At 48.7% G+C, this 18,864-nt stretch carries 18 protein-coding genes and 3 pseudogenes; 16 read left to right on the top strand and 5 right to left on the bottom strand.

What is annotated here, in order from left to right:
* Positions 1–229: 229 nt before the first annotated feature.
* Positions 230–679 carry a glycosyltransferase gene (locus tag WKK05_RS14240; protein WP_341530301.1) on the bottom strand — a complete coding sequence of 150 codons (450 nt, stop codon included), beginning with the start codon at positions 677–679 and terminating at the stop codon, positions 230–232.
* Between the two features lie 27 nt (positions 680–706).
* Here WKK05_RS14240 and WKK05_RS14235 point away from each other — a divergent pair.
* The 14 genes and pseudogenes from WKK05_RS14235 to WKK05_RS14170 form a co-directional block, all read left to right on the top strand.
* Positions 707–1,223, top strand: a pseudogene (locus WKK05_RS14235) (transposase); the annotation flags it as partial.
* A 771-nt stretch (positions 1,224–1,994) separates the two neighbouring features.
* Entirely contained in the window at positions 1,995–2,531 is a 537-nt protein-coding gene (locus tag WKK05_RS14230; RefSeq protein ID WP_341530300.1) for a VOC family protein, read from the top strand.
* A 144-nt stretch (positions 2,532–2,675) separates the two neighbouring features.
* Positions 2,676–3,542, top strand: a complete 867-nt coding sequence (locus WKK05_RS14225; RefSeq protein ID WP_341530299.1) for an oxidoreductase — start codon at positions 2,676–2,678, stop codon at positions 3,540–3,542.
* Positions 3,543–3,785: 243 nt separating this feature from the next.
* The gene (locus WKK05_RS14220; protein ID WP_341530298.1) at positions 3,786–4,496 is read left to right on the top strand and encodes an SDR family oxidoreductase; all 711 of its coding nucleotides are present in this window, start codon (positions 3,786–3,788) and stop codon (positions 4,494–4,496) included.
* A gap of 286 nt (positions 4,497–4,782) precedes the next feature.
* Positions 4,783–5,109: an NIPSNAP family protein gene (locus WKK05_RS14215; protein ID WP_341530297.1), complete on the top strand. Its 327-nt coding sequence runs from the start codon at positions 4,783–4,785 to the stop codon at positions 5,107–5,109.
* Between the two features lie 53 nt (positions 5,110–5,162).
* Positions 5,163–5,420, top strand: coding sequence for a hypothetical protein (locus tag WKK05_RS14210; RefSeq protein ID WP_341530296.1), 258 nt, complete (start codon positions 5,163–5,165; stop codon positions 5,418–5,420).
* 279 nt (positions 5,421–5,699) lie between these two features.
* A complete protein-coding gene (locus tag WKK05_RS14205) occupies positions 5,700–6,425 on the top strand; it encodes a VOC family protein (RefSeq protein ID WP_341530295.1) in 726 nt (241 codons plus the stop codon).
* 258 nt (positions 6,426–6,683) lie between these two features.
* Entirely contained in the window at positions 6,684–7,700 is a 1,017-nt protein-coding gene (locus tag WKK05_RS14200) for a nitrilase-related carbon-nitrogen hydrolase (protein ID WP_341530294.1), read from the top strand.
* A gap of 43 nt (positions 7,701–7,743) precedes the next feature.
* The gene (locus WKK05_RS14195; protein ID WP_341530292.1) at positions 7,744–8,835 is read left to right on the top strand and encodes a thioredoxin family protein; all 1,092 of its coding nucleotides are present in this window, start codon (positions 7,744–7,746) and stop codon (positions 8,833–8,835) included.
* 60 nt (positions 8,836–8,895) lie between these two features.
* Positions 8,896–9,831: an NAD(P)H-binding protein gene (locus WKK05_RS14190; RefSeq protein WP_341530291.1), complete on the top strand. Its 936-nt coding sequence runs from the start codon at positions 8,896–8,898 to the stop codon at positions 9,829–9,831.
* Positions 9,832–9,951: 120 nt separating this feature from the next.
* A complete protein-coding gene (locus tag WKK05_RS14185) occupies positions 9,952–11,004 on the top strand; it encodes an alpha/beta hydrolase (protein ID WP_341530290.1) in 1,053 nt (350 codons plus the stop codon).
* 32 nt (positions 11,005–11,036) lie between these two features.
* Positions 11,037–12,434, top strand: coding sequence for an epoxide hydrolase family protein (locus WKK05_RS14180; RefSeq protein ID WP_341530289.1), 1,398 nt, complete (start codon positions 11,037–11,039; stop codon positions 12,432–12,434).
* A gap of 65 nt (positions 12,435–12,499) precedes the next feature.
* Complete coding sequence (locus tag WKK05_RS14175) at positions 12,500–12,730, top strand: FAD-dependent oxidoreductase (RefSeq protein ID WP_341530288.1); 231 nt, start codon at positions 12,500–12,502, stop codon at positions 12,728–12,730.
* 28 nt (positions 12,731–12,758) lie between these two features.
* Positions 12,759–14,109: pseudogene (locus tag WKK05_RS14170) on the top strand (IS1634 family transposase).
* Between the two features lie 41 nt (positions 14,110–14,150).
* Here WKK05_RS14170 and WKK05_RS14165 read toward each other — a convergent pair.
* Positions 14,151–14,768: a Uma2 family endonuclease gene (locus WKK05_RS14165; protein WP_341530287.1), complete on the bottom strand. Its 618-nt coding sequence runs from the start codon at positions 14,766–14,768 to the stop codon at positions 14,151–14,153.
* Positions 14,769–15,116: 348 nt separating this feature from the next.
* On the opposite strand from WKK05_RS14165, the gene WKK05_RS14160 reads away from it, so the two are divergent.
* Positions 15,117–15,314 (top strand): hypothetical protein, encoded by a 198-nt coding sequence (locus WKK05_RS14160; RefSeq protein WP_341530286.1) that lies wholly within the window; start codon positions 15,117–15,119, stop codon positions 15,312–15,314.
* Positions 15,315–15,480: 166 nt separating this feature from the next.
* On the opposite strand, the gene WKK05_RS14155 is transcribed toward WKK05_RS14160, so the two are convergent.
* Entirely contained in the window at positions 15,481–15,804 is a 324-nt protein-coding gene (locus WKK05_RS14155; protein WP_341530285.1) for a helix-turn-helix transcriptional regulator, read from the bottom strand.
* A 207-nt stretch (positions 15,805–16,011) separates the two neighbouring features.
* Between WKK05_RS14155 and WKK05_RS14150 the strand changes: the two genes are divergently transcribed.
* Entirely contained in the window at positions 16,012–17,358 is a 1,347-nt protein-coding gene (locus WKK05_RS14150) for an MATE family efflux transporter (protein WP_341530284.1), read from the top strand.
* Between the two features lie 303 nt (positions 17,359–17,661).
* On the opposite strand, the gene WKK05_RS14145 is transcribed toward WKK05_RS14150, so the two are convergent.
* Positions 17,662–18,549, bottom strand: coding sequence for a pirin family protein (locus WKK05_RS14145; RefSeq protein ID WP_341530283.1), 888 nt, complete (start codon positions 18,547–18,549; stop codon positions 17,662–17,664).
* 134 nt (positions 18,550–18,683) lie between these two features.
* Positions 18,684–18,860 (bottom strand): annotated as a pseudogene (locus WKK05_RS14140) (IS4 family transposase); the annotation flags it as partial.
* Between the last annotated feature and the right edge of the window lie 4 nt (positions 18,861–18,864).

Here is an 18,864-nt window from a genome sequence, read left to right as displayed (position 1 = left end):
CTTTTAATTATTAGTTCTTATGTACTAAATATATCTGTTCCTTTGGGGTGTGACAGTTGTAGGTGCGGAATGTGGGCTAGAACGAATCAATTCTATTTTAAATATGTGAGCAATATATCTAAGTAAAAACTTAGATATCTTCTGTAACACATTAAGATAGGCAAGCGAGCAGATCCCGCTTAAGCGCTTCTCCAAAGGAGACGCTAGCACGAACGGCAATCGCTCATCACTACTCATCCCGCAATAATCCTAGATGTCGATGGAATGCTTCAACAGCATTTGCTACACCATCTTCACTCCTTATCTTCTGCCCTAACTCTTGGGCTTTCTTCTTCATTACCTCATCGCTTAGTACAACTTCAATAGCCTCTGCTAGAGTTTCTTCTGATACGTGATTATACGGGATTGGTGATGGGCTGACTCCCAACCGATTCAGCTTTTCACCCCAAATTGGCTGATCTGCAAAGAAGGGTACAACGATTGAAGGTATCCCGGAGCGTAACACTGCCGCAGTTGTACTTGCACCTGCGTGATGTACCATTGCCTTCACTTGAGGAAACAGCCAATCATGGGGAACTTCCTTGCGAACAAACGCGCGTAACGAGTCTTTGATCCCTACTGTTCTCCCAACGTTTCCCCAGCCTGACAAGATGATGCTACGTTGATGAGTTTTTTTCAAAGCTTCTAGAATAATGTATGTGAGCTTATCTGGATTTCAGAATTTGACGAACTATTTTTATATTTCACAGAATCACAAGTAACCAGTGATTTTATTGTTGATGTTCTCACAGATTTCTGGTTAAGAGAAAGCTGGCGATTTTCCAAAATAAAAACTTTAGTCATTAATCAAGATAATGGAGGAGAGAATAGCTCTAGCCGCACACAATTTATGGAACGCATAGTTGAATTTTCTCAAGAATACAAACTTAACTTACGTTTAGCTTACTATCCTCCGTATCATAGTAAGTATAATCCCATTGAACGAACTTGGGCAGTTTTAGAGAATCAGTGGAATGGAAGTATTTTAGATAAAATTGAAACAGCGTTATATTTTGCTCATAACATGACATGGAATGGGAAGCATCCTGCCTGTTGTTAAACTAGTTACTAAAACTTATGAATTAGGAGTTAATCTCTCGAAAGAAGCCATGTCAAAAATTGAAAATCAAATTAAGCGTTTGACTAATTCAGGTCACGAAACTTTCCCAAATTTAGGCAAATAGTTTATTGATATTTGCTATGAAACAACATAGATTTAAAAATAGTTCTCAAAATTTTATATAGCAGAAATTAATAATATTAGCATTATCAAACAGTACTCTCCAGCAAAGCCGGAAACTGCAAATTTTTGATGTGCATTTAGGGAGTTTTGGGTTGCCAACGGCAACCCAAAACTCCCATTCTTATAATGATTATCGTTTTAATATATCTGTATATTTTATTCGCTATCTGTATATTTTATTCACTGGAAGTCCCTTATCTGACTGGTATGGAGGAGAAGTTGTTGAGTGTAGTTGAGGCAGAATACAAGTAGTCCCTGACAGAGCTAGACTTTGAATACACCTAGCGCAAGTTAAAGATGAAATTGCCCTGACGAAGCTGCAACGGAAACTGAAAATGCCTATGGTGGATGTGTAGCTGGGGCTACTGCTCGGTGGGTTTGCACTAGAACAGCGTGGGGAATTTTATGAAAATGACAAAATTTTGGTAATTGGAAATTCTTCTAAAGTTTGATCTATTTGATCTATTTGATGAATTGGCATCCATAGATCAACCAATGGCGTGAAAGACAAAGTGAATCTTTCCTCAAAATATTAGGCGTTTCTTCAATCAAGGTTTAGCAAAGAGTTTCAGCAACACAGATGGACAGGCGAATGCGCTCATTTTCGCTGAAGTATATCAGCTTTAATTGCTTGTGGCTCACTTCCTGCTACTTTCCTCCAATGCCGAATAGTTAAGTCGCGTTTTAACTCAACTAACTTGAGTGGTCTAAATTGAGCGATCGCAGAAAAATGAAGTTAATCGAGGTGGGCAGCAAGCTCACAAATCTAAAGGAGAAAAAGATGAGTAGCAATCACGTAAACAGTCAAAACATGAAACTTGAAGTTGTGGTATTACCCGTCTCCGATGTTGATCGCTCCAAGCACTTCTATGAGACGTTGGGATGGCGGCTAGATGCTGACTTCGTTACCGATAAGGACTTCCGAGTGGTGCAATTGACTCCTCCTGGCTCGGAAGCCTCAATTATCTTCGGTAAAGGAGTTACGTTAGCCGCGCCGGGTTCAGTTCAGGGTCTGTACCTCATAGTTTACGACATCGAGGCAGCCCGCGCCGAACTCGTCGAGCGTGGTGTCGAGGTGAGTGAGGTGTTCCACGACGTGGGTGGGATATTCCACCACGCCGGAACTGAGGGACGGGTACCTGGCCCCGATCCAAAACGTCGCGACTATGCGTCCTTTGCCTCATTCAGCGATCCAGACGGCAATGGTTGGGTGCTCCAAGAAGTAAAGACGCGCGCTCCCGGACGGTAACGGGACATCAATCGCTTAAGGATCAAAAGGAGCCAGTAACACGTTTTTCACTCCTTTTGATACTCACGATCAGTGCAGCAGTCATGCACTAACCGAAACAGCTAAAGCCAACAAACTAGACAACACCTAAAACGAGGATACAAAATGAAAACGCAGAAAGTATGGTTCATTACCGGAGCGTCCAGGGGCTTTGGGTTAGAAATTGCCAGAGCAGTCCTGGCAGCAGGCGACCAAGTAGTAGCGACGGTTCGCTCTCAGCCCGCACAACTCGCCGCTACCCTGCACAACCACCCCGATCTGTACGTTGTGCAGATGGATGTCACCCAGGAAGACCAGGTACAAGAGGCTGTCAAGCAAGGCTTTGCCCGTTTCGGCCGGGTTGATGTCTTAGTCAATAATGCCGGGTTTGGCATAGTTACTGCGATCGAAGAAGCCACGGATACCGAAGTCCGCAAACAGTATGATACCAACATATTTGGTTTACTGAACGTGACTCGTGCCGTGTTGCCATACCTGCGCCAGCAAAAATCCGGTCGGGTCATCAATATAACGTCGCTGTTCGGCTACGATGCAGTTCCGGGCTGGGGATTGTATGGGTCTACTAAATTTGCAGTCGAGGGTCTCTCGAAAGGGTTAGCAGTCGAACTAGCACCGCTCGGCATCTACGTCACGGCAGTAGCTCCCGGTCTTTTTAGTACTGACTTCCTGAGCACTGAATCCTATGTTGCCGCTAAAACCATTATCGACGATTACCAGGAAACGGTAGGGCCGATGCGTAGCGGAGCCGATGCGCTACACGGTCACCAACCTGGCGATCCGAAAAAGTTTGCTCAAGTGATTATTCAACTCGCCAATACAGAACGTCCGCCGCTGCATTTGCTCGTTGGGAAGGACACGATCGCGATGTACCAGAGCAACGCCGCGAAAATGGCACAGGAAATCGAAGCATGGCTGCCAGTCGCTACCAGCACCGACCATGACCACCGCATAACGGCTCCGACCATAGCCTGACCTACAACATTCACACATTATCTCCAAAGGAGAATGATAACTATAAAGACGCTTATGTTCTTTAGGTTCAAAACTCTGCTAAGTTGAGGTAATTTATGTCTTATATCCCATAGCTGATATCACATAATTACAAATTTGTCAATGTGTAAGTTCTGTAATGAGAACAGACTGCATTGCATTGTGCCGTTCAATAAATTCCTCCCTCATTTCACCAACCCCTCAAAAGCATAAAGGAGTTTTACTATGGGCATTGAACAGAAAGTCGCTGTTATTACCGGCGCGTCGCAGGGCATCGGCGCAGCCCTTGTCAAGGCGTACCGCGATCGCAACTATCGGGTGGTCGCTATCTCACGCTCAATTCAGCCATCGGATGATGATGCAATCCTTGCAGTGTCAGGTGACATCGCCGATCGAAAAACCCCCGAACGTGCGATTTCCGAAGGCGTGTCCCGCTTTGGGCGCATCGACACGCTCATCAACAACGCGGGTATCTTCATCGCCAAGCCATTTACTCAATACACCGAGGCTGACTACGCGGCGTACCTGGGCACTAACGTCACTGGCTTCTTTCACATGACGCAACTCGCCATCGCAGAAATGGAGAAGCAGGGGAGCGGTCATATAGTGCAGATATCGACAAGCCTAGTAGACAACCCGATCGCTGGCGTACCATCTGTACTTGCATCACTTACAAAAGGCGGACTGAATGCTGCGACCAGATCGCTGGCGATCGAGTATGCCAAGCGCGGTATCCGGGTAAACGCGATCGCGCTGGGTACCATCAAGACGCCAATGCATCCCGCTGAGACCCATGCACAGCTCGATGCTCTGCACCCGATCGGTCGTATGGGCGATATCTCCGACGTCATCGATGCAATCCTCTACCTGGAATCAGCCAACTTTGTCACGGGCGAAATCCTTCACGTCGATGGTGGACAGAGTGCGGGACACTGACACCACTTTGCGCCAAGAAGAATCACTCTGACGAAATGGCACTAAGAAAAGGTGAAACGTCGTCAGGGCAGGGTGTTGGGGGTAGGGTGTTGGGTGTAGTGTTCCAGACAATTGAATGCGAATGCGTCAAAAAGTTCAACATCTTCTTAATTCCCTACACCCGAACCTGCAACCCCACACCCTCTCATCTAGTAATACCAAGGATTTACGCTTTTCTTAGTGCCATTCCACTCTGACGCTCTCAACCAGAATTGCTCAACCGCTTAGCCTTTAAAGGAACACAAGCATGATCTACGAATTACGCATTTATAACGCCATGCCCGGACGACTACCCGCGCTGCTGTCGCGCTTCCAGAACCATACGTTACAGATTTGGGAAAAGCATGGCATCCGTCAGGCTGGATTCTGGACAACGTTAGTTGGCGAGAGCAATCAGCAGCTTACCTATATGCTTGCCTGGGACAGCATGGCTGAACGCCAGGAGCGCTGGAACGCATTCCTCGCCGACCCCGAATGGATCGCGGTCAGCACCGAGACTGAGAAGGACGGACAACTCGTGCAGAGCATCAGCAATGAGTTGCTGGCACCGACTGCCTTTTCCTCGGTGAAGTGAAGATATCAAAAAGTTTGACCAGTCCATTTCAACACCATTGGAGAGTAACAATCATGAGTGAAGCAACAATGAGTCAAACTAAGCATTCCGCTGATCCAACCCCCCCAACCCTGGAAGGGAAATTGACTCTGTTAAAGAAATTAAGAGATGAATTGGGCAGTGGAGATACCATTCGTCGTCTGTTTTTTGGCGATCTGGAACCCATTGCGCCATTGCGCTCCAACCTGGAGGAGCGAATACGGTGGTTCATCTTTATAACCAAGTTAATGATGTCACAATTGCCTATTGCACTTCCTACGATGTATTTTTAGCTGCCCGTCCGGGACGAGTTACCGAGTTTGACCCGGCTGAGATCAAATAAAAGTTTGTTGGGGTGCGATCGCGTTTAGAGACGCTTCAAAGGCGCGAAATACCCGCATAGCAGGAATAGATTGCAGCATTCATCCTTCCGCTTTTTCTGCGCTACACCAACACCAATACCCACATTTGAAACAAATAGCCGACTCAATTAAAGCAATAAGTCGCGTTTTAACTCAAAGAACTTGAGTGGTGTGCATGGGGCAATCGTAGAAGAATGAAAAGTAACCAATTTGAACATCAAACTTACCAACCAAAAGGAGAACAAGATGAGTAGCGATCGCGTAAACAGTCCAAACATGAAACTCGAAGTTGTGGTGTTCAGCGTTTCCGACGTTGACCGCGCGAAAGCATTCTACGAGAATCTCGGCTGGCGACTCGACATCGACATCGTGCAGGGCGACTTCCGCGGCGTGCAGATGACGCCGCCCAACTCGGAAGCCTCGATCATCTTCGGCAAGGGAGGCACTCCGAACAATTCTGGCTCGGCGTACAGCCTGGTCCTTGCCGTGGACGACCTCGACGCCGCCCGCGAAGACTTAATCGCTCGCGGTGTCAACGTGAGCGAAGTCTTCCACTACGCCGGTGCTCCCTTCAATAACACCGTGGAGAACCCGCGCGTTGGCGGACGTGACCCGCAAGGCCGTTCCTACTTCTCGTTTGCCTCGTTCGAGGACCCAGACGGGAACCTCTGGCTGCTCCAGGAGATCAAGGAGCGACTTCCCGGCCGCGAGTGGAAATTGACGCAGGCACGAGCCACAGATATTCCAACCCTTGCAAATCTCCTCCGTGAGACGGCGGAGCACCACGACCATTACGAGAAGACACACGCCAAGCACCACTGGTGGGACTGGTACGCGCCCTACCTGAGCGCGCGTCAGAACGGCAGCAGTCCAGAAGAGGCCGCCGCCGCGGCCGATCGTTACATAGAGGATGTTTTTCCTGTTTTTTCCAGATGATGCGGTCAGAGTTGCCACACCCGCCAAGTACGCCGACGACTAGGTAGCGGCAGAGGCTTACGAAGCCAACGATTTTTGCTCAGGAACTCAGGGCAGCGTTCAGGTCGCTGCGCTGAACCCGAGGACGCGGACGGGAGCAAGATCCGTCCGCGTCCTCGCTTCGGAACCTACGCAGATGTGTCGGCAGCATTCCTTCACTCCGTATCCGTATCAGATTAGGAAATTGTTACTTAACATGAACAGTAAAATTTTAAAACAATGAAAAAGACTAAAAATATCCTTGCTAGTACGATCGTTAAAGCCGCCGCTGTGCAGATTAGTCCCGTGCTGTACAGCCGGGAGGGTACCGTCGAGAAGGTTGTGAAGAAAATCCGTGAGCTGGGCAAACAAGGCGTCCAGTTCGCGACCTTCCCCGAGACCATCGTTCCCTATTACCCCTACTTCTCCTATGTGCTAGCCCCGTTCGCGTTGGCAAAGGAACATCTGCGGTTGCTTGAAGAGTCGGTTACGGTGCCGTCTGCTGAAACCCGGGCGATCACCGAAGCCGCGAAGGAAGCAAACATGGTTGTTTCGATCGGCGTCAATGAGCGCGACGGCGGCTCGATCTACAATACGCAGCTTCTCTTCGACGCAGACGGTACGCTGATTCAGCGCCGCCGCAAGCTTACGCCAACTTATAACGAGCGGATACTCTGGGGCCAGGGTGACGGCTCGGGTCTGCGCGCCATCGATAGTACCGTTGGGCGGATCGGACAACTTGCCTGCTGGGAGCATAACAATCCTTTGGCACGGTATGCGATGATCGCTGATGGTGAGCAAATCCACTCGGCGATGTATCCCGGATCGTTCGCCGGCCCACTGTTCGCGGAGCAAGCGGAAATTAACGTCCGCCAGCACGCTCTTGAATCCGCCTGCTTTGTCGTCTGTGCGACCGCGTGGCTGGATGCTGATCAGCAGGCTCAAATCATGAAGGACACGGGTTGCGCTATCGAGCCGATTTCTGGCGGCTGCTTCACTGCCATTGTGAGTCCGGACGGCCAAATCATCGGCGAGCCTCTCAAAGTGGGCGAAGGCGAAGTGATTGCCGATCTTGACTTTGCCAAGATTGACGCCCGCAAGCGACTCATGGACGCACGCGGTCATTACAGCCGCCCCGAACTGCTCAGCTTGCTGATTGATCGAACACCCACGTCGCCCGTCCATGAGCGCACCCCACACCCCAATGGTAATGGCTCGCACTTGGTCGTCGAGGAGAGAACTGTCGAGGTTTTCTAATTCCACTGTACCTATCCGAACGCAACGACAGGGAGGTCAGTGCGTGTCTAAAAAAATCAATCATAATCGCCGCTACTTTTTAACAACTATGCTTAAAACTATTGCTGCCACCCAGCTTGGTATGATCGGCTGCACCACACAACACGCTACGTCGGCAACGGCTGAGTTACTTATTGAAGGTGAACTGCCTTCTCTTGTCGGCGCGATCGCGTGGCTCAATTCGCAGCCATTAACAGTTGACGAACTGCGTGGAAAAGTCGTGCTGATCAACTTCTGGACTTATACCTGCATCAATTGGCTGCGCCAACTCCCTTACGTTCGCGCGTGGGCCGAGAAGTATAAGGATCGGGGACTAGTAGTAATTGGTATACATACACCGGAGTTTGAATTCGAGAAGAATATCGATAATGTCCGCCGAGCCTCAACAGAAATGAAAATTGACTATCCGATCGCCGTAGATAACGATTATGTGGTGTGGCGTGCTTTCGAGAACCATTATTGGCCAGCCCTTTATTTTATAGACACGCAAGGACGCATTCGTCATCACCAATTCGGCGAGGGCGAGTACGAGCAATCGGAAAGGGTCATTCAACAGCTACTGTCTGAGTCACGAACTGGCCATGTCAGTCCGAAAATGGTCGAAGTCGACGCTCGCGGCTTTGAAGCCGCCGCCGATTGGGGCAGCCTGAAATCGCCTGAAAACTACCTCGGTTACGAAAGAACGGAGAATTTTGCATCTCCCGGCGGCGCAGTGTTAAACAAGCGTCATTTATATACCGCCCCCGCGCAATTGAAACCTAATCAATGGGCGCTTTCGGGCGATTGGACAATTGGAAGACAAGCCATTGTACTGAACAAATCCGGCGGGCGAATCGCATACCGCTTCCATGCACGCGACCTTCATCTCGTCATGGGACCGGCCGAGCGAGGAATGTCCCTGCGGTTTCGCGTACTTGTAGATGGGCAGCCGGCAGCCGCGGCTCGCGGACTTGATGTCGATGTGCGAGGCGAAGGCACGGCTACCGAACAGCGATTATACCAACTGATTCGACAACCAAAGCCTATCACCGATCGACAGTTCGAGATCGAGTTTCTGGATTCCGGGGTGGAGGCTTTTGCGTTCACTTTCGGTTGATAACGCAAACAGATACACCTTCGCAACGAGCGACAAGAAAATGAACGCAAGGTAAATGATATGACGATGAAATCAACACATGACAGCCCAATCCTCGTAACCGGGGCGGCTGGCGATCTCGGTGCGATCGGCCGCAACCTCACTGCAATGCTGCTTGCCAAAGGGCATAAGGTGCGTGCCTTAGTTCGCCGGGAGGATGAACGCGCTGAAGGTCTACGCCAGCTTGGGGCCGAGGTCGTGCAAGGCGATCTAACTGATCTTACCTCGATGCACCGCGCGATCGAAGGTTGCACCCGCATCTATTTCGGCATGTCAGTCTCGGCGGCGTATCTCGAAGCCACGGTCAACACTGCTGCGGTGGCACGCCATCACGGTGTTGAGGCTTTCGTGAACATGTCGCAGATGACGGTGACGCAGATGAGTATTACCGAGACCACCCTGAGTCCGCAGCACAAGCTGCACTGGCTGGCAGAACAGGCATTGGCATGGTCGGGGCTGCCGATCGTCACGGTGCGGCCGACGGCCTTCCTTGAAAGCTTCTTCCTGCGTCTCGCCACTGCTGGAGTCCGGGACAGTGACGAACTGGCGCTACCGCTGGGGAACAGCAAGACCTCACCGATCTCGGCGGTTGATGTGGCGCGCGCCGTTTCCGTGATTCTCGACGACCCGGCACCGCACATTGGTCATGTTTACAATCTGACTGGATTTGAGTCGGCTGATCTAGACTACTATGCGCGCGTCTTTTCCGAGGCACTTGGCCGAACGATCCGCTATCGTAATGTGCCCCTCTCCGAGTGGACGGATATGCTTTGTGAGTTTGGAGTGCCAACACACCTCCTCAACCACCTCGCGGTGATGGCCGAACTTCACATGCAGGGGCGGTATGACCGCATGACGGATGACCTGTTCAAGCTCACTGGCAAGACGCCGACGAGCATGTACGACTTTGTGAAATTGCACGCCGCCCAATTCATGCGAAGTGAAGTTACGGCTTGAGGGGCAGGTCGCTCGTAGTGCCTGGGCCTCGTCTGGGCTGGACTCTCTGGTGGAATCTCCTGGATAGAGTCTTGTCGCCAGCTAAAGCAAGTTGAGTTGAATCCAATTGGAAAAAGATAAATGTCTGAAAAAATCAACTATCAGCGCCGCCGCTTTTTGGGCACTGCGGCTATGACCATTGCTACTACACAGCTAAGTATATTTGCTTCTGCGATCGCACAGTCGATCAAAATAAAACCAGCAGTTCTGGCCATGAATGAGCCGGGGACAAACACATCGTTTGGCTCACTCAAGCAGATCGATGCTGGTGTGCTGAATATCGGATACGCTGAAGCTGGTAGCGCGAATGGCCATCCAATAATGCTCCTGCACGGATGGCCCTACGACATTCATAGCTATGTCGATGTTGCTCCTTTGTTAGCATCGGCGGGGTACCGAGCGATCGTCCCATATCTGCGTGGCTTTGGCACGACGCGCTTTCTTTCGAGCGAGACGTTCCGCAATGGGCAACAGTCGGCGATCGCTGTCGATATTATCGCACTGATGGATGCGCTCAAGATTGAGAAGGCGATTCTCGCCGGTTTTGATTGGGGGGCGCGCACCGCCAACATTATCGCGGCGCTCTGGCCCGAACGCTGCAAGGCGCTCGTCTCCGTGAGTGGTTATTTGATCGGCAGCCCTGAAGCCAATAAGACACCGCTGCCGCCGCAGTCCGAACTCCAATGGTGGTATCAATTTTATTTTTCGACGGAGCGGGGCCGCGCCGGCTACGAAAAATATCGGCATGACTTTAACAAGCTCATCTGGCAGCTTGCTTCGCCGCAATGGCACTTCGATGACGCTACATTTGAACGTAGCGCCCCATCCTTTAACAATCCGGATCACGTCGGTATCGTCATCCATAACTACCGCTGGCGGCTCGGCCTAGCCAAAGGCGAGTCTAAGTATGACGAGATTGAGAAGCGGCTCGCCGCAGCCCCCGTGATCGCCGTACCCACCATCACTCTTGAAGGTGATGCCAACGGTGCACCGCACCCAGATGCCAGTACCTACGCAAGAAAATTCTCCGGCAAATACGCACACCGGATCGTCAAGGGCGGTGTCGGTCACAACCTGCCGCAAGAAGCACCGCGGGAGTTTGCCAAGGCCGTCGTCGAAGTTGACGGTTACTGATTGGGTTTAGCCCGAGCCGTGAAACGGACAATTTGCAGCAAAAAGAAAACACCATGACCAAACTAAAAAAAGTACATTACAAAACCAAAGCCCGCACCGCAGGTGCCTTCGTCCTGTCGCGACTCCTCGTCGCGCTCTTGGCGGCAACGGTGTTTCTGGCACCGCCCGCTCGCCTGCTAGCACAGCAATTCGCCCAGATCGGCGCACAAACCCAAGTCGCGGGCAAGGCGATCGCGACCGAAGACAACGCCATCCGTCCCTTCCGCGTCCACGTCCCGCAAGAGGCGATCGTCGATCTCCGCAGGCGTATTGCGGCGACTCGCTGGCCTGACAAGGAGACTGTCGCCGACCAGTCGCAGGGCGTGCAACTAGCGACAATGAAGGAACTCGTCCGTTACTGGGGAACAAAGTACGACTGGCGGAAAGCCGAGGCGAAGTTGAATGCCTTACCGCAGTTTGTAACGAACATCGACGGACTGGACATTCACTTTATCCACGTCCGCTCCAAAAATCCTCACGCTTTGCCGTTGATCGTCACGCACGGATGGCCCGGATCGGTATTTGAACAGCTAAAGATCATCGGCCCGCTGACCAACCCGACGGCCTACGGGGGGCGCCCGGAGGATGCCTTCGACCTGGTTATCCCGTCAATTCCCGGCTTCGGCTTCTCCGGCAAACCGACGGGTACGGGGTGGGGTTCCGACCGCATTGCGCGAGCCTGGGCGGAGCTGATGAAGCGCCTTGGGTACACCCGCTACGTTGCCCAGGGCGGCGACTGGGGGTCACCTATTTCCAGCGCGATGGCGCGCCAGGCACCAGCAGGATTACTCGGCATCCACATCAACTTGCCGGCGACGATCCCGCCAGAGGTGGCCGCGGTGCTCGCCGGCGGCGGACCCGCGCCAGCGGGACTCTCCGAGAAGGAACGCGCGGCTTTCGACTCACTCGACACCTTAAATAAGAAGAAACGGGCCTACGCCGTGGTGATGGGCACGCGGCCGCAGACGGTCGGGTATGGACTGACGGACTCGCCGACCGGACTCGCGGCGTGGATACTCGGGCATCCAGGCTTCGCGCAGTGGACAAGCAGCAGCAGCGATTCCGAAAAGTCCCCGACGAAAGACGAGGTGCTGGACAACATCACGCTGTACTGGCTGACGAACAGCGCGGTCTCGGCAGCTCGGCTGTACTGGGAGAACAACACCAGCATCTTGAACGCGGCCGCGCAGAAGACCGCCGAGATATCACTCCCGGTGGCCATCACGGTATTTCCGGAGGAGCAATATCGAGCTCCAGAGACGTGGGCCCGGCGCGCCTATCGCAACCTGAACTACTTCCATGAGGTCGACAAGGGCGGTCACTTCGCGGCGTGGGAGCAGCCACAGCTTTTTTCTGAGGAGATCCGTGCGGCGTTCGGGTCACTACGTTAGTTGAAGATCAATCGATTCACGCGACAAACAGCAGACAAAATGACCAACTATCAACAGAGATAACAATGGAAACAGCAGATGTAATTGTGATTGGAAGCGGTCAGGGCGGAGTTCCACTCGCAGCTGACTTTGGCAAAGCAGGTCGAAACGTCGTTCTATTTGAGCGCGATGAGTTGGGTGGCAGTTGCATCAACTATGGTTGCACACCTTCTAAAGCCTTTCTAGCCGCTGTTCATGCCGCAGGTCGCGCTCGGCAAGCCGCGAAGCTAGGCACACACCCCACATTCCGCAGGTAAGAGAGGAGATCAATGGTATTTTTGGTGAATGACACCATCAGCATCAGAAATAAGAGTACAAGATATTGACCACTGTGGGATAGTGGCAGGCATCATCGACCAAATGTGTAAGGCAAGAGCAAATCAACCAAATACTAGGAACACATCACCAAGAAATAGTCAGCGCAGGTCAAGCAGTCAAAGCAATGATTATCAATGGCTTGGGTTTAGTGAGTGCGCCATTGTACCTGTTTGAAAAGTTTTTGTCGGCAAAGCCACAGAACATCTATTAGGAGAGGGCATCAGCCCAGAACATCTCAATGATGACCGTTTGGGCAGAGTCTTGGACAAACTGTATGAGGCAGGGTTAACACAAGTATTTGTGAGTGTAGCATTGGCAGCAGCCAAGAAGTTTGGGGTGGAAAAGGACAGTTTACACTTGGACTCAAGTTCGTTTCATGTACACGGAGAATATGCCAACAACTCAACGGTTGTCGAGATTCCCAGCGACACTGACGACTGCCCAATTGCTATTGGAGAATATAAGTCAGGAAGCGTTCGTGGCTAGTGTAGTTGCAGGCTACCGAATAGCTGAGTGTTGCTGCGATTACGGTGGAGTGAAACAGCGTTGGCTAGTAGTGGAAAGTGAAGCTCGTACTGAATCGGATTTAAAGCAATTGGAAAAACGTCTGACCAAGCAACTCGAACAAGCACAATCTCAACTGCGACAGTTATCACAACAAGAATTTGCTTGTGCGGCAGATGCGATACAAGCAGCAAAATACTTTGAAACTCAGCAACGCTTTCATCAACTGGCTGAGTTGGAAGTTATGGAACACAAACGCCACACCAGATCAGGCAGACCACGTAAAGACGCTCAACCATAACCGTGTTACTATCAAGTTCGCGCCATTGTTGTACCTGACGAGGTAGCAATCGCTACCGAAAAACAACGGGCTGGACGGTTTATTTTGGCTACTAATGTCCTCGATGCTCACCAATTGAGCAATGATGATTTACTCAGAGAATACAAAGTCCAACAATCGACTGAGCGTGGTTTTCGTTTTCTCAAAGACCCTTTGTTTTTTACCAGTAGTGTTTTCCTTAACTCTCCAGAACGAGTTGCAGCCTTAGCAAGGGTTATGGGTCTGTGCTTGTTAGTTTACAGTTTGGGGCAAAGGGCTTTACGCCAAGCTCTTAATCAAGCAAAACAGACCATCAACAATCAGTTGGGTAAGCCTACTGCCTCTCCTACGATGCGGTGGGTGTTTCAATGTTTCATGTCAATTCATCTGGTAACGATCGCCGGCTTGAAGCACATTGCTAATCTTACTGATGAACGACGATTGATTCTACAGTTTCTTGGTGCGCCTTGCAGAAAATATTATCTTCTCAACTGATAGACCTGCGGAATGTGGGTTTTAAAAGTATGCATTTTTGATTAGGATTCTCCCAAAGCAGCTTGAAAAACTTGTTCAGCAGTCAAGTTTAATTCTGGAAAAGTTGCTGATTGAATGCGGTCATTTCCTCGAAACTGAGTTAGTTGATATTCACCTTCAACTATATTATAAACTGATATTGTCGGTTGTTTAGGATTTCCAATAAATCGCCTGCCACCCAAAGCAGCGTAATCAACAATCCAATATTCGGGAATACCAATTTCCTCATATTCACCAAATTTAAGGAAGTAATCATCTCTCCAGTTTGTACTGACAACTTCTGCTATTAATGGAATTGACTCTGCTTGAGTAACTATTGATGATTTTTTCCAAAGTGGTTCATTGACCAAGTTAGGGAGATTCAATATTAGTACATCTGAAATATAACCAGATTTCTTATCAATGGATTTCACTAATGCTTGACCAGGAATCGTATAAGCTAGATTATAAGAGCGAATTTCAAAATTAAGTTCTCTAATCAAAAATGCCCTGACTAGCTCATGTTCTCCTGTTGGCTGCATTTCTACTATTGCTCCTTTACGTAATTCATATCTACCATTTTCTGGTTTCCACTCTAGAAATTCTTCAAAAGTAACTGGTTCTGGTACAGCTTGAAACATCGTATTATCTCTTCAATCTTTGAACTAATACTGAGAGAATGTTTTACCATGCAAACATTTCAGAATTGCTTCTATCTTTACAACTAAATAAAGGATATCGGTTTTGAAATCTGAAAGTGGACAGTTTTTCTAATTTCTCCTAGCCACTGTTCAGCCTTCTTTAATTTTACGCCGCCAACTCCCGACTATCGAACGGCACAACCACAGCCCTCACACGTAAGAGCGCCTCAACAGCCTCCCTCACGCTCCAGTACTATCGCAGACTGTCCAAGGTGCGCGATTGCCTCTATTTTTGTGTCAGCTTGTTGTGCAAGCACAACACTCTCAATCTAGAATTGGCGAAGCCTCATGAGAATATTCCAGGGTGAAGCATATCAACTGATGTCAAAACACCAGACATCATTAAGCTGTAGAGAAGATATTGGGATGTTACCGTGTCCTCTGTGTGGCCATGTGGTATTCATTGAAAAGGCGATCGCTACTCCTCAGTCAGCGATCGCCTTCTGTAATCTTGATTTTTTTTTGACCAGTTTTCAGACTTGGTAGGTCATCGGAATCTCTCCGGTGACTTCAGCATTAGAAGTTTACTTCCGGCCACTCCGGATTAGCTCCGGCTACTTTCCCCGGCGGCACTTCAGTTTTAATTTAGTTGCTCTAGGATTTCGTGCTTGAGGAAAGCAGGTTGCTCTCTTTGAGCATTATTATGCAACCTTTAGTTGCAGTTGTCAATCCCTAATTGCACAATTTTGGTTGATTTCAAACATAGTAATTCGGCTAAAGTACAGCCAAATACTTTACACAAAGCAGTGATGAGTTCTGGAGAAGCGTTTTTGACATCTGTATTTGTCTCCATCCTGTTCAAGTACTGGCGGGAAATATCTACTTCAAATTCAGCAAGCCTTTTAGATAAAGCCATTAACGGTATATCGCCCCGCAGCTCACGCACTTTCTGCCCACGCGCAGTTGTCCATCTTATAGAACCTACTTCAGTTAGTGGTAACATTACAATCTCTTCTACTTCTTCTTGACTAGTCATATTATGCAACTTTTAGTTTACAGATATAAGCGATTATTGCAACTATTAGTAGCATAAATTGAGCCAAGGCGATTGCTTGCTATATAATCCATATTTCACTCTTTACGCACATGGCAGGTACAGCAAAGGCTTTAGTTCAAAAGAGCAACATTTCCCAAATCAGGATTACATTTTTCAAAAACCCTCTGTTCTCCCCATCGGGTTATTATGTTTTCTGAAATAAAGAAATGCCTCTTGTTAGCCATACCTCTCTCCTTGGCACAACTGGCTCAGGGAGCGACTGGTTTTGTGGATACGGTAATGATGGGTTGGCTAGGAAGTCAGACCATTGCATCTGGAGGTTTAGGAGCTAGTATCTTTGGCTTTTGTCTGCTGCTCTTTACTGGTATTGTTTCTGCTGTTAGTCCCTTAGCTGCCCAAGCATACGGAGCTGGAAATCAAGAGAAAGTCGGGACAATTGTACGGCTGGGACTAGAGATATCTCTGATACTAGCAATACCGATTACTTTACTGTTTTGCAATGGAGGTAGTTTACTTCTGCAACTAGGGCAGGATGCTAACACAGCAGCATTAGCACAGACTTATTTAAGAGCGATCGCACTGGGTTTCATTCCTGCTTTAGGCTTTGCGGTACTTAAAAGTTTTCTTTCTGCTCTGTTGCAACCGCAATTAGTGATGGTGACTGTAGTTTTGGGTACTTTGCTCAACATTGCTGCTAACTATGTGCTGATGTTTGGCAAGCTGGGTTTTCCAGCAATGGGTTTAGCTGGTATCGGTTTGGCAAGCACACTCTCACTTTGGAGTATGTTTGTTGCTTTGACAATTTATGTATGTAATCAACCTCAATTTGCAGTATATGGTATTTTTCAACCCTCATTTTACAAAGCTTTTACCTTAGAACATCGCCATATCATTGGCGAGATTTTTCAGGTTGGGCTGCCCATCGGCGGACTGATTGCAGTAGAAGTAGGACTGTTCACTGTCGTCACTTTCTTGATTGGGCAATTAGGAACAAATGCCCTTGCTGCTCATCAAATTGCTTTACAAACTATTTCTATGTCGTTCCAGATTGCGCTGGGCGTTTCTATTGCGACAACAATTCGTGTTGGGCAGTTAGCCGGACAAAATAACCTCGCTGGCACTCGTCTGGCTGGATATGTAGGCATTGCCATTGCAGCTTTATCTATGGCTGTAGCAGCCATTGCATTTTGGCTTGTGCCAAAGTCGATTATTTCTCTTTACATTGACATTAACAACCAGAACAATGCACAGGTGGTTGCCCTGGCAGTGAAATTGCTCGGAGTCGCGGCGATTTTTCAAATAGTTGACGGTGTGCAAGTTACTGCGGCAGGAGCATTACGTGGACTCAAAGACACTCGAATCCCTATGTTGATTGGAATTTTTGCTTATTGGTGTGTTGGCTTATTCACTGGTTATACTTTTGGAATCACGTCGGCCTATGGAGCTATTGGTCTTTGGTGGGGATTGGCTATTGGTTTAGCCCTCGCTGCAATAATCTTGACTTGGCGCTTTAGCACCAGAACAACTAATTAGTGAGAGACACAGATGAATTGTCTGTAGCTGTTGGTAAACTCACGGCTGCATATCACTTGTAAATTTGAACGACGTTGTGAGAGTGGCAAACTACTTTAATCGCATGATCATTTTGGTTCAGCCGAACAGCTACAAGATTGAAAAAGAATTCAGAATTTAGAACAAAAACGTGAGGAATTTAGGCCTGCTACTAGTACTCTGCTCTCGTAAACTTTGCATGGCGGTTAGCAGAGGGGCAGGCTTCTCCCCTGCTCCCCTGCTCCTTTGCCTGCCCTCACCTAACAATTTTGGGCTGGTGAACTACTAGGAGAAGGGATTAGCTTCTGTTACCACTTCTGGTAATGGAATAAACTCTGTTTCATCTGGTAAGCTTGCAAAGCGGCGATCGCGCCAATCAGCTTTAGCTTGCTCTATTCGCTCTGCTCGGCTAGAGACAAAATTCCACCATTTGTAACGTGTACCCAATGGCTCACCACCAATAATAATGCATCGAGCAGCAGCGACAGCAGAAACCTTTATCTCATTATCTGGCTCTAAAATGGCGAACCGATATGGCTCTAGCGGTTCATCATTAATGTTTAACCCTTCTGTGACACTGTATACTGCCCTCTCAGAATAACCATCGGGGACAGTGAAGTGAGCATTGGCAGACAGCACCACATCTAAATAAAGAATGGGTGAGAAAACTTTCACAGGTGAAGTATGGCCAAGTGTTTGTCCAACAATGAGTTTGATGATAGCGCCATTCTCTTCCCAGGTCGGAAGAGTTTCAGCAGGATAGTGAGTAAACTTTGGATCTGTTTCTTCATATTCTACAGGCAGGGCAACCCAGGTTTGAATTCCATGAATGCTGGCTTCGTTATGTCGGTCAGAATCGGGAGATCGTTCTGAATGTACAATCCCCTTCCCCGCCGTCATCCAGTTCACTGCACCCGGTTGGATTGACTGCACAGTACCCAAACTATCGCGGTGCATCAAAGCACCATCAAACAAATAAGTTACCGTTGCAAGATTGATATGAGGATGTGGTCGCACATCAATACCTCTGTTGGGGGGCAAAACGGACGGGCCAAGATGATCAAAAAAGATAAATGGCCCGACCATTTGGCGATTAAGATATGGCAAACTGCGGCGGGCAGTAAACCCACCTAAATCTTTAACTTCGGGTTCAATCAGTTGAAGTATTGCCATGACTGATAAATGCAGGTTATGAATGCTGCAATCATTATAAGTATATTCATTTGAAAAACAGCCTTAGTTATCTATTTGTCTTAAAGACTCACAGTATCCCAAGTCAAGTTCTCAAAGTGCAATTAAATCATAAGATTTTCCATAAAATTAACCCAGTTAGACCCATATAACCCAATATAAAAACTGCTATGACGACGAATTGTCCTTAAGAATTCTTTAATTCGCCCGACATATTTTTGAACACCCATACGTTTAATTTTTTGACCAGATATAGTTGCAGCGGTATAGGCAAGTGAGATTAATAATCCTAATATT

The sequence above is a fragment of the Nostoc sp. UHCC 0302 genome (genome assembly GCF_038096175.1).
In the GTDB taxonomy this organism is placed as follows: domain Bacteria; phylum Cyanobacteriota; class Cyanobacteriia; order Cyanobacteriales; family Nostocaceae; genus UHCC-0302.
This window is presented reverse-complemented; position numbering and strand designations above follow the sequence as displayed.

Excerpts from the sequence above, each read along its gene's own strand:
- WKK05_RS14225 (WP_341530299.1), top strand. The coding sequence starts at position 2,676 with ATGAAAACGCAGAAAGTATGGTTCATTACCGGAGCGTCCAGGGGCTTT.
- WKK05_RS14220 (WP_341530298.1), top strand. The coding sequence starts at position 3,786 with ATGGGCATTGAACAGAAAGTCGCTGTTATTACCGGCGCGTCGCAGGGC.
- WKK05_RS14215 (WP_341530297.1), top strand. The coding sequence starts at position 4,783 with ATGATCTACGAATTACGCATTTATAACGCCATGCCCGGACGACTACCC.
- WKK05_RS14210 (WP_341530296.1), top strand. The coding sequence starts at position 5,163 with ATGAGTGAAGCAACAATGAGTCAAACTAAGCATTCCGCTGATCCAACC.
- WKK05_RS14200 (WP_341530294.1), top strand. The coding sequence starts at position 6,684 with ATGAAAAAGACTAAAAATATCCTTGCTAGTACGATCGTTAAAGCCGCC.
- WKK05_RS14190 (WP_341530291.1), top strand. The coding sequence starts at position 8,896 with ATGACGATGAAATCAACACATGACAGCCCAATCCTCGTAACCGGGGCG.
- WKK05_RS14185 (WP_341530290.1), top strand. The coding sequence starts at position 9,952 with ATGTCTGAAAAAATCAACTATCAGCGCCGCCGCTTTTTGGGCACTGCG.
- WKK05_RS14175 (WP_341530288.1), top strand. The coding sequence starts at position 12,500 with ATGGAAACAGCAGATGTAATTGTGATTGGAAGCGGTCAGGGCGGAGTT.
- WKK05_RS14165 (WP_341530287.1), bottom strand. The coding sequence starts at position 14,768 with ATGTTTCAAGCTGTACCAGAACCAGTTACTTTTGAAGAATTTCTAGAG.
- WKK05_RS14160 (WP_341530286.1), top strand. The coding sequence starts at position 15,117 with ATGAGAATATTCCAGGGTGAAGCATATCAACTGATGTCAAAACACCAG.
- WKK05_RS14155 (WP_341530285.1), bottom strand. The coding sequence starts at position 15,804 with ATGACTAGTCAAGAAGAAGTAGAAGAGATTGTAATGTTACCACTAACT.
- WKK05_RS14150 (WP_341530284.1), top strand. The coding sequence starts at position 16,012 with ATGTTTTCTGAAATAAAGAAATGCCTCTTGTTAGCCATACCTCTCTCC.
- WKK05_RS14145 (WP_341530283.1), bottom strand. The coding sequence starts at position 18,549 with ATGGCAATACTTCAACTGATTGAACCCGAAGTTAAAGATTTAGGTGGG.